The organism is Chryseobacterium sp. Leaf404 (assembly GCF_001424145.1).
Classification (GTDB): Bacteria; Bacteroidota; Bacteroidia; order Flavobacteriales; family Weeksellaceae; genus Chryseobacterium.
In genome coordinates this window covers 344,963-358,892 of record NZ_LMQM01000001.1, presented here as the reverse complement: position 1 = coordinate 358,892, position 13,930 = coordinate 344,963, and the positions used below count along the sequence as shown (strand labels likewise).

Annotated in this window: 14 protein-coding genes; 7 read left to right on the top strand and 7 right to left on the bottom strand. The window is 37.1% G+C overall.

All coding sequences use genetic code 11. From position 1 onward, the window contains the following. Window positions 1–117: 117 nt before the first annotated feature. Window positions 118–2,130, bottom strand: a complete 2,013-nt coding sequence (ftsH, locus tag ASG31_RS01660; protein WP_056027186.1) for an ATP-dependent zinc metalloprotease FtsH — start codon at window positions 2,128–2,130, stop codon at window positions 118–120. Between the two features lie 17 nt (window positions 2,131–2,147). After that, on the bottom strand, window positions 2,148–2,516 hold the full coding sequence (rsfS, locus tag ASG31_RS01655) for a ribosome silencing factor (RefSeq protein WP_056027184.1): 369 nt from the start codon (window positions 2,514–2,516) through the stop codon (window positions 2,148–2,150). Window positions 2,517–2,603: 87 nt separating this feature from the next. Here rsfS and ASG31_RS01650 point away from each other — a divergent pair, with 87 nt between their 5' ends. Then, entirely contained in the window at window positions 2,604–3,317 is a 714-nt protein-coding gene (locus ASG31_RS01650) for a biotin--[acetyl-CoA-carboxylase] ligase (RefSeq protein ID WP_056027182.1), read from the top strand. Here the strand turns inward: ASG31_RS01650 and ASG31_RS01645 are convergent. The 4 genes from ASG31_RS01645 to ASG31_RS01630 are packed head-to-tail and all read right to left on the bottom strand — an operon-like array spanning window position 3,311 to window position 6,714. Further along, complete coding sequence (locus ASG31_RS01645) at window positions 3,311–4,420, bottom strand: LptF/LptG family permease (RefSeq protein ID WP_056028033.1); 1,110 nt, start codon at window positions 4,418–4,420, stop codon at window positions 3,311–3,313. The two genes, ASG31_RS01650 and ASG31_RS01645, sit on opposite strands and share 7 nt — an antisense overlap. 15 nt (window positions 4,421–4,435) lie before the next feature. Next, complete coding sequence (tgt, locus tag ASG31_RS01640; RefSeq protein WP_056027179.1) at window positions 4,436–5,566, bottom strand: tRNA guanosine(34) transglycosylase Tgt; 1,131 nt, start codon at window positions 5,564–5,566, stop codon at window positions 4,436–4,438. A gap of 33 nt (window positions 5,567–5,599) precedes the next feature. Further along, window positions 5,600–5,968 carry a DUF4296 domain-containing protein gene (locus ASG31_RS01635; protein WP_056027176.1) on the bottom strand — a complete coding sequence of 123 codons (369 nt, stop codon included), beginning with the start codon at window positions 5,966–5,968 and terminating at the stop codon, window positions 5,600–5,602. A 29-nt stretch (window positions 5,969–5,997) separates the two neighbouring features. Further along, window positions 5,998–6,714, bottom strand: coding sequence for a polyprenol monophosphomannose synthase (locus ASG31_RS01630; protein WP_056027172.1), 717 nt, complete (start codon window positions 6,712–6,714; stop codon window positions 5,998–6,000). Window positions 6,715–6,790: 76 nt separating this feature from the next. On the opposite strand from ASG31_RS01630, the gene ASG31_RS01625 reads away from it, so the two are divergent. From ASG31_RS01625 to ASG31_RS01610, 4 genes are all read left to right on the top strand, one after another. Next, a complete protein-coding gene (locus ASG31_RS01625) occupies window positions 6,791–7,459 on the top strand; it encodes a DUF4271 domain-containing protein (protein ID WP_231433712.1) in 669 nt (222 codons plus the stop codon). Between the two features lie 12 nt (window positions 7,460–7,471). Next, entirely contained in the window at window positions 7,472–8,212 is a 741-nt protein-coding gene (locus ASG31_RS01620) for a uroporphyrinogen-III synthase (RefSeq protein WP_056027169.1), read from the top strand. Between the two features lie 127 nt (window positions 8,213–8,339). Beyond that, window positions 8,340–10,385, top strand: a complete 2,046-nt coding sequence (locus ASG31_RS01615; RefSeq protein ID WP_056027166.1) for a S9 family peptidase — start codon at window positions 8,340–8,342, stop codon at window positions 10,383–10,385. A gap of 60 nt (window positions 10,386–10,445) precedes the next feature. Continuing rightward, window positions 10,446–10,790 (top strand): hypothetical protein, encoded by a 345-nt coding sequence (locus tag ASG31_RS01610; protein ID WP_056027163.1) that lies wholly within the window; start codon window positions 10,446–10,448, stop codon window positions 10,788–10,790. A 107-nt stretch (window positions 10,791–10,897) separates the two neighbouring features. On the opposite strand, the gene ASG31_RS01605 is transcribed toward ASG31_RS01610, so the two are convergent. Further along, window positions 10,898–11,386 (bottom strand): SRPBCC domain-containing protein, encoded by a 489-nt coding sequence (locus ASG31_RS01605; protein WP_056027160.1) that lies wholly within the window; start codon window positions 11,384–11,386, stop codon window positions 10,898–10,900. Between the two features lie 186 nt (window positions 11,387–11,572). Here ASG31_RS01605 and ASG31_RS01600 point away from each other — a divergent pair, with 186 nt between their 5' ends. Next, window positions 11,573–13,120: a sensor histidine kinase gene (locus ASG31_RS01600; protein ID WP_056027157.1), complete on the top strand. Its 1,548-nt coding sequence runs from the start codon at window positions 11,573–11,575 to the stop codon at window positions 13,118–13,120. Window positions 13,121–13,190: 70 nt separating this feature from the next. Continuing rightward, complete coding sequence (locus ASG31_RS01595; RefSeq protein ID WP_056027154.1) at window positions 13,191–13,877, top strand: response regulator transcription factor; 687 nt, start codon at window positions 13,191–13,193, stop codon at window positions 13,875–13,877. Window positions 13,878–13,930 lie beyond the last annotated feature (53 nt).

Here is a 13,930-nt window from a genome sequence, read left to right as displayed (position 1 = left end):
CAACTAACTACAAAAGTAAAAAATTAATACAATACTTATGAGAAATATACGTACAAATGTTAAAAAACCCGGGAGTTTTAATCTCCCGGGTTTTCAGATACTGTATTTTTAAGAATTTTACAGCTGCGTCGGGCTTTCAGGTGCCTGAGTTTCACTGTCTTGTTCTTTTTCTTTGATCAGAATTTCTTCTGTAGGTTCTTTTACATCTGCAATGGTATTGGTTACCGGTCGCTCCGTCAATTCCGGATCCCAGGCTCTTTTCCCAAAAACATCCTCAAGATCTTCTCTGAAAATCACTTCTTTTTCCAGAAGTTTGTTTGCCAAAGCATCCAGTTTGTCTTTATTATCCGTGAGAATCTGCACTGCTCTCTCGTATTGATTTTCGATAATAGATTTGATCTCAAGGTCAATCTTGTTGGCAGTTTGCTCAGAATAAGGTTTCCCAAAGTTGTATTCAGACTGTCCTGTACTGTCATAATAGGAGATATTTCCGATATTCGGGCTTAATCCGTAAATGGTCACCATGGCCTGAGCTCTCTTAGTTACTGTCTCAAGATCAGAAAGTGCGCCTGTTGAGATGTTATTGAAAATAACCTGCTCTGCAGCTCTTCCACCAAGGGTAGCACACATTTCGTCAAGCATCTGCTCAGTTGTTGTCAACTGTCTTTCCTCAGGTAAATACCATGCAGCTCCTAATGATCTTCCTCTCGGAACAATCGTTACTTTTAAAAGTGGGGAAGCGTGCTCTACCAGCCAAGAAATAGTAGCATGACCAGCTTCATGATAAGCAACTCTTCTTTTTTCTGATGGCTTGATGGCCATATTTTTCTTTTCGAGACCTCCGATAATTCTGTCTACAGCATCCAGAAAATCCTGTTTTGTAACCGAAGTATGGCTGTTTCTAGCCGCTATTAATGCAGCTTCATTACAAACGTTGGCAATATCTGCACCACTGAATCCAGGAGTCTGTTTTGCAAGAAATTCTCTGTCTACATTTTCATCAAGTTTAATTTTACTTAAATGAACCTCAAAAATCTCTTTTCTTTCATGCAGTTCCGGAAGATCTACATACACCGAACGGTCAAAACGTCCCGCTCTCATTAAGGCTTTATCTAAAATATCAGCTCTGTTGGTTGCAGCCATCACAATAACGTTAACGTCTGTTCCGAAACCGTCCATTTCAGTTAAAAGCTGGTTAAGAGTGTTTTCTCTTTCGTCGTTTCCACCGGAGAAATTGTTTTTACCTCTTGCTCTACCTATGGCATCAATCTCATCAATGAAGATAATCGCAGGAGATTTGGCTTTAGCCTGAGCAAAAAGATCTCTTACCCTTGAAGCTCCCACTCCCACAAACATTTCCACGAAATCTGAACCTGAAAGTGAGAAGAAAGGTACTTTAGCTTCGCCTGCTACAGCTTTTGCCAGAAGAGTTTTACCTGTTCCCGGAGGACCTACCAAAAGGACACCTTTAGGGATTTTACCACCCAGTTTCGTGTATTTTTCAGAGTTTTTAAGGAAATCCACAACCTCCTGTACTTCCTCTTTAGCACCTTCAAGACCTGCAACATCTTTAAATGTAGTCTGAATTTTTTCTTTTTCGTCAAAAAGTTTCGCTCTGGATTTTCCGATAGAGAAGATCTGTCCGCCTGGGCCGCCACCGCTTCCCATCTTTCTGAAAAGAATGAAATAAAACAGACCTAATACAGTAACCCAGATTAGGACGTTGATTAAAATTCCTGCAAATGGGCTTTCACCCTCTGCGTAATCTTTGGTTGTTGCCAATTTTGGATTCTGACCTTTTAAAGCATCAAATTTTTCAAGAAAAAGCTTTAAGTCACCATATTTTACAACATAATCCGGCTTTGCAGACATTCCCAGAGAACCCGAGAACGGATTGTTGTCTTTCTTCTGTACTGTTTTGGTTTTTGCTTCTTTGGTTAAAAATACATCAGCCTTCTCAGTCTGCTTGTTAATTTCAACTTTCTGAACCTTCCCTTCCTGCATCTCTCTGAAAAACATGTCTTCATTGATGGTTCTGCTGTTTCCTTCCGACAGAAATGTGGAAGCAAAGAACAGCAAAAGCCCGACGATAGCTATAGGAAAAAACCAGTTAAATCCTTTATTATTCATTTATTGCTTTTAAAAATTTAGATTGCGTTTTCGATTCTCGTAATCGCAGCGTCGCCCCAAAGCTCCTCAATATCGTAATATTCACGGGTTTCTTTCTGGAAAATGTGTACTACCACGCTTACATAGTCTACCAGAACCCACATTGCGTTTTCGGTTCCTTCTACGTGCCAAGGTCTGTCCTGTAGGTCGTTACGTACTTTTTTCTCGATTGATCCGGCTAGTGCTGATACCTGGGTATTAGAATTTCCGCTGCATATAATAAAAGTTTCTGCTACGGAGTTTTCAATTTTTGTAAGGTCGAAAATCATTACATCTTCTCCTTTCACATCCTGAATAGCTTCTACTATTTTATCTATTAATTGTTGTTTTTCTGTCGTGTTGCTCATTAAAAAATACTATAATCTGCAAATTTATTGTTTTTCTTTTACTTTAGACTTACTTTAGCTGCCCAATTAGTCATAAATTTTTCTTAAATGGACGACCTTTTTTATTTAAAGCAGTGCTCTTCTACTAATGACGAACTTGCACCGTTTATACTTTATCCAGAATCAAATTTTATTGCTGTGCATACTTTTGATCAAACTGCCGGACGAGGGCAGTACGGAAATTCCTGGAAAGTTGTTGCAAATAAAAATTTAGCCTACTCTCTCGCCGTTAAAGTGACGTCTGTAAAAGTCTCTGATTTTCTGTTCAATTATTATACCGCAGTTACAGTACGGGGTTTTATTGCCAAACTGACTGATAAGGAAGTGAAAATTAAATGGCCCAACGATATTATAGTGGATTATAAAAAGGTGTGCGGAATTCTGATCGAAAAAAGAAAATTCAATCAGCAGCAGTATTTTGTTTTGGGCATTGGTATCAATGTTCTGCAGGAAAGTTTCAATGAAATATCTAATGCCGGCTCGCTTTTAAGCCAGACTTCACTGTTTTTTGAACTTGAGGAATTCGCCGGAGAATTTCATAAATTTATGGTTTCAGATTTAAAAAACATGCCTTCTGAGGGGGAAATTTTAGATGTTTTTAACCGGAATTTATTCAGAAAAGATCAGATTTCTGTTTTTGAACGCAATGGAACCAGACAGAATGGCATCATTCGTTCCGCAAGTCAATCCGGTGAAATTCACATTGAATTTGAAGACGGAATACGAAAATTTTATCACAAAGAAATTAAACTGCTTTACTGATTGGCTCTTTTCAGATAAAGATAAAGCGTTAACGGAAAGAAAGCAATATTTGGCAGCCACATCGCTAAAGCCGGTGAAATCGCTTTGTTTTCAGAAACCACTTTTAAAGCTTCAAATGAAAAAACGAAAACGAATGCGAGGGAGATCCCAATTGCCAGATTAATTCCCAGACCTCCCCGTTTCTTCTGTGAGGCCAGAGAAAGTGCTAAAAACGTAAGTAATACAATGGCTACGGGCATCGAAGTTCTTTGGTGAAGCTCGTTTAGGTGGGAGTTGAGATTGCTGTTTCCCTTGAGTTTTTCCCGGTTGATAAAATCCACAAGTTCGGGCGTGGGTTTATTTTGTCCCAAAAGCTCGTTTGGAAATAATTCTTCCGGAGCCTGACCAAAATTTTTCCTGATTTCAAAGCCATTTGTGAGTTTTTCGGTGTCATTTTTATTGACGGTTTTCTCCATGTAGCTGTTGAGAATAAACTGTTTCTTTTTTATATCCCAAAGAACATCGTTGGCCTTCAGTTCAAAGATTAGTTTTCGGTTTTTATCAAATTTCTGGTAAGAAAAGCCGTATCCCCGGTTGTCTTTTTTGTTCCAGGAATTCACAAAGATATATTCTGTCTTGCTTAACTGTGCTGAAACCGGTGCTGTTCCTAAGATTTTTTCTTTTTTAGTTGCGTTGTAGGTGTAAGCTTCCAGTTCGTTTTTTTTCATATTTGCCCAGGGTAAAACCATGTGGTTTACTGTGAGAGATATGAGTGCAATGAACAGTGATGTTAAGAGATAGGGTTTTGCAAACCTGTGAAAACTTGCTCCACTGCTGATAATGGCCACAATTTCTGTATTATTGGCCATTCTTGACGTAAAATAAATTACCGATATGAAAACAAGGATTGCAAGAAAAGTTACTACCAGATTGATAATCCAGAAAGGATAAAAGTGAATCAGGAAATAAGTGACATTCAGTTTAGGGTCTAATGCTGTGGCATTTTCGATTCTCGGGATTTTCTGCTGAACATCAATCACAAGAACAACAATAGACAGCAGTATAAGCATGAAACTGAATGTTCCAAGGTATTTTCTCACAATGTATCTGTCTACAATTTTCAGCATTGATGGTGTTTTTTAAAGTCTTTGTCTCAAAACGGGCATTACAGAATTTTTCCACTCATAGAAATCTCCTGCTAAGATATGTTCTCTGGCTACTTTTACCAAATCTAAATAAAACGCAAGGTTATGAACCGAAGCAATCTGCTTGGCAAGATATTCTTTTGAAACAAACAGGTGTCTCACGTAAGCTTTAGAATATTCGCGGTCAACAAAACTTGTCCCGAACTCATCCAGCGGAGAGAAGTCTTTCTTCCACTTTTCGTTTTTCATATTCATAACGCCCTGCCATGTAAAAAGCATTGCATTTCTGGCGTTTCTTGTTGGCATTACGCAGTCCATCATGTCAATTCCGAGACCAATTGATTCAAGAATATTCCACGGAGTGCCTACTCCCATCAGGTATCTTGGTTTTTCTTTAGGCAGAATATCTGTTACTTCGTCTGTGATTCTGTACATTTCTTCTTCAGGTTCGCCCACCGAAAGTCCGCCAATCGCGTTTCCTTCAGCTCCGGCTTCAGAAATCACTTCCGCAGAAATTTTTCTTAAATCTGAAAACGTAGAACCCTGTACAATCGGGAAAAATGTTTGTTTATGGCCGTAAAGTTCAGGATTTTTTTCGTTCCAGTCTATGCATCTTTTCAGCCAGCGGTGCGTCATTTCCATAGACTGTTTTACCTGATTGTATTCTTCAGGGTAAGCCACGCATTCGTCAAAAGCCATAAAAATATCAGCGCCGATCTGTCTCTGGATTTCCATAGATTTTTCCGGAGTGAATAAATGAACACTTCCGTCGATATGAGATTTGAATTTCACACCTTCTTCAGACATTTTTCGGGTGCCTGAAAGCGAAAAAACCTGAAAACCTCCGGAATCTGTAAGAATCGGAAGATCCCAGTTCATAAATTTATGAAGACCGCCTGCTGCCTGCATTACTTCCATTCCGGGACGAAGGTAAAGGTGATACGTGTTTCCTAAAATGATCTGGGCTTTGATGTCGTCTCTGATCTCTCTCTGATGCACCGTTTTTACACTTGCCACCGTTCCCACAGGCATAAAAATAGGAGTCTGAACTGTACCGTGTGCGGTGTTCAATACTCCGGCTCTGGCTTTCCCCTGAGAGGTTTTTTCTATATTAAAAAAATTCATTAATCTTTTTTGAATGTAAATAATCTGCTGAAATTATCTTGCGAACGAAGGAACGTTCTGGTTAGATTTCAACTTGTCTTTCACATGTTTTTCTGCTTTCGGATCTTTTTCTAAAAGAATTTTCTGAGCATCTTCCACTATACCTTTCATTTTTTGGTTGACTACATAATACTGATAGCTGTCTACAAAATCATTCGCTTTTATATTGTAATTTTTGAGGATAAAGCGGGTTCCACTCTCCAGATTTTTGCCCTGATACATAAAGATTACCTGGTCATTAATCGCCATTTCTGCCATTACCTCTGCCATCGTATCTCTGTCAATAAGATTTTTGGGCTTGTTGATATATTCTTTGCAGGAAAAGAGAATCAGAAAAATAAAAAAACAAAATATCTTTTTCATGTTTAGACTTAAGTTTTGTCATGACAATTTCACAATCTGCCGATGATGGATTTCCATTTTAAATTCAGCACTCCAAAAACAGCTTCGTGTATAATTCCGCCGTTCATTTTGCTCTCGCCCAAAATTCTGTTGGTGAAAATGATAGGAACTTCAACAATTTTGAAACCTTTTTTCAAAGTTCTGAATTTCATTTCAATCTGAAAGCCATATCCTTTTAATTTAACATTGTCTAAACCGATTTCTTCCAAAACTTTTCTTGAAAAACAGACAAATCCTGCTGTCGTATCATGAACAGGCAATCCTAAAACGAAGCGCACATATTTTGATGCGAAATAGGATAGAAGCACTCTTCCCATCGGCCAGTTGACTACATTCACACCTTTTGAATATCTGGAACCTATTGCCATATCGGCATTTTTGCAGGCTTCAAAAAGTTTAGGCAAATCTTCAGGGTTGTGAGAAAAATCTGCATCCATCTCAAAAATATAGTCGTACTGGTTCTGAATGGCCCATTTAAAGCCATGAATGTAGGCTTTCCCCAAACCGTCTTTCACTTTTCTTACCGAAATATGAAGTGTATGCTGAAATTTCTTCTGTAGATTCTTTACGATTTCTGCAGTTCCGTCTGGCGAAGAATCGTCTACAACTAGAATGTGAAACTCTTCTTCCAACGCAAAAACAGCAGAAATTATCTTTTTAATATTTTCTTTTTCGTTGTACGTGGGGATGATGACGAGTTTTTTCATTTCAGTTTGCAAAGATAGTTTTTTTAGACTTTCTTTTTTCTACAAAATAATCTATAATTTTGCAAAAAAAATACGTTTGCCATTATCACAGACTTTTATTGACCCCGTAAGAATTCCCGAAAATAATGACTGGGTGGTTTTTATATTGCTGGGGTGCATCTTTCTCTATATATTTATGATGAATGTAATTGAAAGACAGGCTAATCTTAAAGATTTTCTTTTTCAGAAATATTTTGATTCCAGCAACAATCTCCCAAACTGGATCATCACTTCGATGGTTTTTGTGCTTGCGGTTTCTGTTCTTATGTCACAGTATATTCCCGTTATCCCGAGGTTTATCGCAGAAAACCAGATTTTCGGTTATCATTTTAATAAGTTCGGATATACTTTAGCGGTGGTTTCACTGTTTTATTTTGTCAGAACCGGCTTTAGTTTTCTTCTTTACCACAGCATCGGTGATGGTAAAAAATGGAATATTTTTTATTTTACTTCCACCAAACTGCAGTTTGTAGTGAGTATGGTAATGATTGCACTGTGTGTAATGCATTATTATTTTCCCATAGACAAGACTAAAGTGTTTTTTATGTATGTGGTATTCTTTTGTTTTGTATTCATTTTCAAGGTGTTGTTTTATATGTTTCATAAAAATAATATACTTCCGGCAAAATGGTATTATAAATTTTTGTATATTTGCACGCTTCAAATAGCACCTCTTTTGATGCTATGGAAACTTTTATTTTTCTAATAAAACTACAAGATGAGAATAAAGTCTATATTGGTTTCTCAACCAGCTCCGAGTGAGTCTTCTCCATATCTGGAAATTGCGAAGAAGGAAAAGATTAAGATTGATTTCCGTCCTTTTATTCACGTTGCGGGAGTTGATAATAAAGAGTTAAGAACTCAGAAAATAGATCTTACGCAGTATACGGGGATTATTTTCACAAGCAAAAATGCAGTAGATCATTATTTTCGCTTAGCCGAGGAGTTAAGATTCAGTGTGCCGGATACGATGCGTTATATCTGCCAGTCTGAAGCAATTGCCAACTATCTTCAGAAGCATATTGTCTACAGAAAAAGGAAGATCAGCTTTGGCGAAAAAAACTTTGCAGATCTTTCACCGCTTTTCAAAAAATTCCCATCAGAAAAATATTTATTGCCGTCTTCTGACCTTTTGGGAGCAGAAATTCCCAAGACTTTGGATGCCGCAAATATCAACTGGACAAGAGCGATTATGTACAGAACGGTTTGCAGCGATCTTTCAGATATCAGGATTTCAGATTACGATATGTTGATTTTCTTCAGCCCTCAGGGAATAAAATCTCTACAGCAGAATTTCCCGGATTTTGTGCAGAATGATACTAAAATAGGTGTTTTTGGTCCCACTACTTTCGCAGCTGCAGAAGATGCAGGCCTGAAAGTTGATCTTATGGCACCTACAAAAGAAACTCCATCCATGACGATGGCTCTTGAAAAATACATTAAAGCACTACACAAATAAAAAACGAAGTTCCTGCAAATATTACAGCCGTCTTTCAAGCAAAAGGAAAGATGGCTTTTTTTTAATTAAATTTGAACGAAATTTAATACTGAACATTTTCAGATTAAATCACATCTAAAAAATCAGAATGAAAGCTCCAAAGGCAAAAAAAATAGAAAAAATTTTAGAAATACACGGTGATAAAAGAAGTGACAGTTATTTCTGGATGAATGAAAGAGAAAATCCCGAGGTTGTACAATATCTAAACGAAGAAAATGCCTACGCTGATTTCATCATGAATGATACTGAAGCCTTTCAGGAAGAGCTTTTCGAAGAAATGAAAGCCAGATATAAGAAAGATGACGAGTCTCTGCCCTATCTTTTCAATGAATACTGGTACATCGTACGTTACGAAGAAGGGAAAGAATATCCTATTTTCTGCAGAAAATACAAAACGCTGGAAAATGAAGAGGAAATCATTCTGGATGTCAATATTCTGGCAGAAGGTCACGAATATTTTGAGGTTGGAAGTGTGGCTGTTTCTCCGGATAATGAGCTGGCTTCTTTCTCAAGCGACAGCGTGAGCAGAAGAATTTATACCATCAGTTTTAAAAATTTAAAAACAGGTGAAATTCTTTCAGATACCATTGAAAATACAACGGGAAAAGCAGTTTGGGCAAACGATAATAAGCATGTTTTTTACATCAGAAAAGATGAAAGTTTAAGAGCTTTTCAGGTTTACAGGCATGAGCTGGGAACAGATTCTTCTCAGGATGTTTTGATTTTTCATGAAGAAGATGAAACTTTCGATGTCAATGTTTTTAAAACGAAATCTTTAGAATATATCTTCCTCGCAAGCTCCAGTACGATTTCAGATGAGCACAGATTTATACCTTCGGATAACGTTTTTGCAGACTGGAAAATTATTCAGCCAAGAATCGATGATCTGGAATATTCTGTTGAACATTACGAAGACGAATTTTACATCATTACCAATGCAGACGATGCTACCAATTTTAAAATTGTAAAAACTAAAATCGATAATTGCGGAATGGAAAACTGGGTTGATGTAATCCCGCACCGTCCGGAAGTTTTGCTGGAAGGTTTTGAGATTTTTAAAAACTACCTCGTAACAGAAGAAAGAGAAGAAGGGCTTTTGCAGATTAAAATTATCGACGAAAAGGCTCAGGAATCTTATTATTTGCCGTTTTCAGATCCTACGTATACAGCATACATCGGAACCAATCTGGAATTTGAAACGGAAGTTTTACGTTATGGCTACACTTCTCTTACTCAGCCAAGTTCTACCTATGAATTTAATATGAAAGATAAAACTACTGTACTTTTAAAGCAGCAGGAAGTTTTAGGTGGAAAATTCAACCCGGAAAATTATATTTCAGAAAGAATATGGGCAGATTCGAGAGATGGTGAAACAGAAATCCCCATTTCGCTGGTTTATCATAAAGACACAATAAAATCTGCTGAAACACCCGTTCTTATGTACGGTTACGGAAGCTATGGGCATACCGTTGATGCAAGTTTTTCAAATGTAAGACTTTCCATCTTAGACCGTGGATTTATCTATGCCATCGCCCACATCCGGGGAGGTGAATATTTGGGTAGAGAATGGTATGAAGAAGGAAAAATGCTCGAAAAGAAAAACACTTTCTTTGATTTCATCGATGCCGGAAAGCATTTGGTGAAAGAAAATTATACTTCTCCAAAACATCTGTATGCGATGGGAGGAAGTGCAGGCGGGCTGTTAGTGGGTGCTGTGATGAACTACGAACCTGCTTTATTCAACGGAATTGTGGCTCAGGTGCCTTTTGTAGACGTGGTTACAACGATGTTGGATGAAACGATTCCTTTAACGACGGGCGAGTATGACGAATGGGGAAACCCTAATGATGAAGAGTATTATCATTACATGAAAGAATATTCACCTTACGATAATGTTGAACCTAAAAATTATCCGAATTTATTAATAACAACGGGTTTTCATGATTCTCAGGTTCAGTACTGGGAGCCTGCAAAATGGACGGCAAAACTGAGAGAACTAAAAACAGATGACAATATTCTTATTTTTAAAACCGATATGAGTGCCGGCCACGGCGGTGCAAGCGGAAGATTTGAATCTTTGAAAGAAGATGCACTGGAGTATGCGTTTTTATTAAAACTTGAAAATAAAATATAGGTTTGCTGGTTGAATCTTCATTTGAGATCATCCATCATCCATCATCCAACATAAAAAATAATGATTAACGAAGCAGAATACTGGGAAAAAATAGATCAGTTTTTCAGAGAAAATTTTGATACCGAAAAAAATGCTCCCGTTGAAACCTACCTGTTCTTAATTGGACTTCAAGAACTGGGAAGCGGGCAGCAGAAATATACCAAAGATGACAAGGTAAACCTTATTCACATCGCAGTTTGCAGACTTTTAGAACCCTTTGGATATTATAAGTTTTCACATTATGATGAGGATGGTTATCCGCACTGGGAAGAAGTTGAGCCACTTCCGGAGCTGAAAGCCAATGAGCAGCAGCTGCTGATGAAAAAAGCGATTATTCAGTATTTTCAGGATGAAGAGTTAATTTGAAAATCTGAGAATGAGATAGTTTTAAAATAAAAAAATGGAGAGTATTTTTGCTTTCCATTTTTAATAAAATCTTTAATATTTTCTCAAATCAGTACATTCTCAAATTTTCAAATGGAAAGAATTTCCTCCAACTGATTCAGTCCCATTTTAAAACCCTCTTCAAACCCCATTTCCACTTGCTTTTTCATGTCTTCGGAAGTTTTAAAATGGATATTGAAAGTTATTTTCGTGCCTTCTTCAATTCCCGTAAAGCCTATAAGCCATTGCGTTTGCGGAAGGTTTGGATCAGAGTTGCCATTTTCATCACAAAATGAATCAAGGCCGTCAAAACTCCGGTGTTCCGTAATTTCACGGTATTTTACTTTGGACCAGTGTTTTTCTCCATCAGGCCCCACCATTGAGTAAAGCCAGGTCCCATCTTCTCGGAAATCGAGACTTTCTGTTTTACATTTCCATGGTTTGGGAGCCCACCACAAATCAAGAAGTTCAGCTTTGGTAAGATGATCCCAAACTTTTTGAACATCTGCAGGGTAAATTTTAGATACGAAGACCGTATTTTCGGTAAAATCTTTATTGAAAATAGTTTCACTTGCCATAGTTCATTGCTTTTAGAGTGATGAGAAACCAATTTTCTTACCAAATTTTAATGAAATTTTAATCTGATATTTATAATTAAATGTTAAAATCTATAATTTTAAGATAAAATACACAATATATTGGCTTGTCTTTTGTTTATAAAGTCTTAAAATGTTTACTTTTAACATTGTTAATGGTGTTATGTAATGAATAATAAGTTTATTCCAATTATTTCGGTCTTTATGACCATTTCCCTTATCGTTTTTGTAACCTTTCAGTTTTATTGGCTGAAAAGGTATTATACTGCATTGGAACAGGATTTTTCAAATAAAGTATATGCTGTTTTGGAAAATTCTGCAAAAACAGTTTCAGATTTGGAGGTTGATAAGATTCTTAACGAAGATTATAAAGGCTTTAGAGATAATGTTCTGGCCAATAAAGATCAACCCACACTCACAACAATTCAGCAGGTTGAAGATTCCGGAAGTCAGAGACAGATTGTTTACTCTAAAACTTTAGTTGAAAAAGTTCAGTTTCCTCTTTCTCAAAAAGGTGATACTTTAAATCTCACAAAATTATACAGTGATGACGCAGCCTACAGAGTGAAAAGGGATACCACCAAAAGAGAGGCACTCACCACCGAAATCAATCAGGATATTGAGAATGGCGATTACAAAATGAAAGAATTTGTGAAGGTGAAAGGAAACAATCTGCCTATCAACAAAAGAGTAGACCAGAAAACACTGGATTCTGTAATTTCTAAAGAGCTCAGAATGAAAGGGATCACTGCCGAATACGGGTTTGGAGTGATGGATAAAAATAATAAACCCACAGAGTTTGAAACACAGATTTATAAAGACAAAAAAGAGAGCAGCAGCTACTCTTATCCTCTGTTTACAGATAATAACGATAGGACGCTGTATACTTTAGCTCTGGTGTTTCCCAAAAAAGAAGTTTCTCTGGCGATGAACAACTGGCCGATGCTTTTGGGAACCTTCCTTTCGCTCCTGACTATTCTTGGGATTTACATTATCTCAATCAATTATATGATGCGTCAGAAGAAACTGGCAGAGGTGAAGACGGATTTTATCAACAATATGTCTCATGAATTTAAAACGCCTCTCGCAACCATTTCTGTAGCCACAGATTCTCTGGCCAATGATAAAATAGCCACCAATCCGGAAAAAGTGAGATACTATTCTGCTTTGATTAAACAGGAAAATCTCAGGATGAAAAAACAGGTGGAAAATGTTTTGAATATGTCTAAACTGGAGCGTAATGAGGTGAAACTTTTTCTGAAAGAAGCCAATGTGAGAGAGCTTATACAGTCAACCACAGAATCTTTTAACCTCATTGTAAAGCAGAGAAACGGAACCTTAAGACAGGAGTTTAATGCCACAAAATACATTTTTAAAATTGACGAATTTCATATTTCAAATATGCTGGTCAACCTTTTGGATAATGCCAACAAATACTCTCCTGATACCCCGGAAATTTTAGTGCAGACAAGAAACGAGGGCAACTGGTATGTAATGGAAATCTCAGATAAGGGAATGGGAATGGAAACTCAGAACAAGACCAAAATTTTCGAGAAATTCTTCCGCGAAGAGACAGGAAATATTCACAACGTCAAAGGGCAGGGGCTTGGTCTTTCCTACGTCAAAAAGATTGTAGAACTGCACAGAGGGCAGGTGATAGTAGAATCTAATAAAGGCGAAGGAAGTAAATTTATTATCAAACTTCCAATGGCTTAACAGAAAACCGTTATTTAAAATTATAAATGATCATTTGATACAATTGAATAGTAAACAAAAAAAATAAAATATGAGCAACAGAATATTATTAGTAGAAGACGACCAGAGTTTCGGTGCTGTACTGAAGGATTATCTCAGCATCAACAATTTTGAAGTGACCTTAGCTGTTGATGGTGAGCAGGGCCTTAAAGAATTTACAGAAAACGAATTTGATATCTGTATCTTCGATGTAATGATGCCGAAGAAAGACGGTTTCTCGTTAGCAGAAGACGTAAAAAAAATAGATAAAAATACACCGATCATCTTCCTTACCGCAAGAAATATGCGTGAAGATATTCTGAAGGGATATCAGCTTGGTGCAGATGATTATATCACGAAACCGTTTGATACTGAACTGCTTTTGTATAAAATTAAAGCAATTCTTCAGAGAAGTTCTACACTTGAAAACGAAGAGCAGGAACAGTTTAAAATCAGCAATATTTTCTTCGATTCTATGCTGAGACAGCTGAGAGTAGGCGATAACGAATACAAACTGTCACCGAAAGAAAACGAGCTTCTGAAACTGCTGTGTCTTCACAGAAACGATTTTATGCCGAGAGATCTGGCACTCAGAAAAATCTGGAAAAAAGAAAACTATTTTACAGCAAGAAGTATGGACGTTTACATCGCAAAACTGCGTAAACTGCTGAAGGACGATGAAGGTCTAGAGATCATTAACGTTCATGGCGAAGGTTTCAGACTCTTGGTGAAAAACTAAGAGCTTTCAAAGAACTTTAAATATAAATTGGCAAAGCATTTCAAAATGTTTTG

Bases quoted from the DNA above. Each gene is read 5' to 3' on its own strand.
- ftsH (WP_056027186.1), bottom strand. From the start codon at position 2,130: ATGAATAATAAAGGATTTAACTGGTTTTTTCCTATAGCTATCGTCGGG.
- rsfS (WP_056027184.1), bottom strand. From the start codon at position 2,516: ATGAGCAACACGACAGAAAAACAACAATTAATAGATAAAATAGTAGAA.
- ASG31_RS01650 (WP_056027182.1), top strand. From the start codon at position 2,604: ATGGACGACCTTTTTTATTTAAAGCAGTGCTCTTCTACTAATGACGAA.
- tgt (WP_056027179.1), bottom strand. From the start codon at position 5,566: ATGAATTTTTTTAATATAGAAAAAACCTCTCAGGGGAAAGCCAGAGCC.
- ASG31_RS01635 (WP_056027176.1), bottom strand. From the start codon at position 5,968: ATGAAAAAGATATTTTGTTTTTTTATTTTTCTGATTCTCTTTTCCTGC.
- ASG31_RS01630 (WP_056027172.1), bottom strand. From the start codon at position 6,714: ATGAAAAAACTCGTCATCATCCCCACGTACAACGAAAAAGAAAATATT.
- ASG31_RS01620 (WP_056027169.1), top strand. From the start codon at position 7,472: ATGAGAATAAAGTCTATATTGGTTTCTCAACCAGCTCCGAGTGAGTCT.
- ASG31_RS01615 (WP_056027166.1), top strand. From the start codon at position 8,340: ATGAAAGCTCCAAAGGCAAAAAAAATAGAAAAAATTTTAGAAATACAC.
- ASG31_RS01610 (WP_056027163.1), top strand. From the start codon at position 10,446: ATGATTAACGAAGCAGAATACTGGGAAAAAATAGATCAGTTTTTCAGA.
- ASG31_RS01605 (WP_056027160.1), bottom strand. From the start codon at position 11,386: ATGGCAAGTGAAACTATTTTCAATAAAGATTTTACCGAAAATACGGTC.
- ASG31_RS01600 (WP_056027157.1), top strand. From the start codon at position 11,573: ATGAATAATAAGTTTATTCCAATTATTTCGGTCTTTATGACCATTTCC.
- ASG31_RS01595 (WP_056027154.1), top strand. From the start codon at position 13,191: ATGAGCAACAGAATATTATTAGTAGAAGACGACCAGAGTTTCGGTGCT.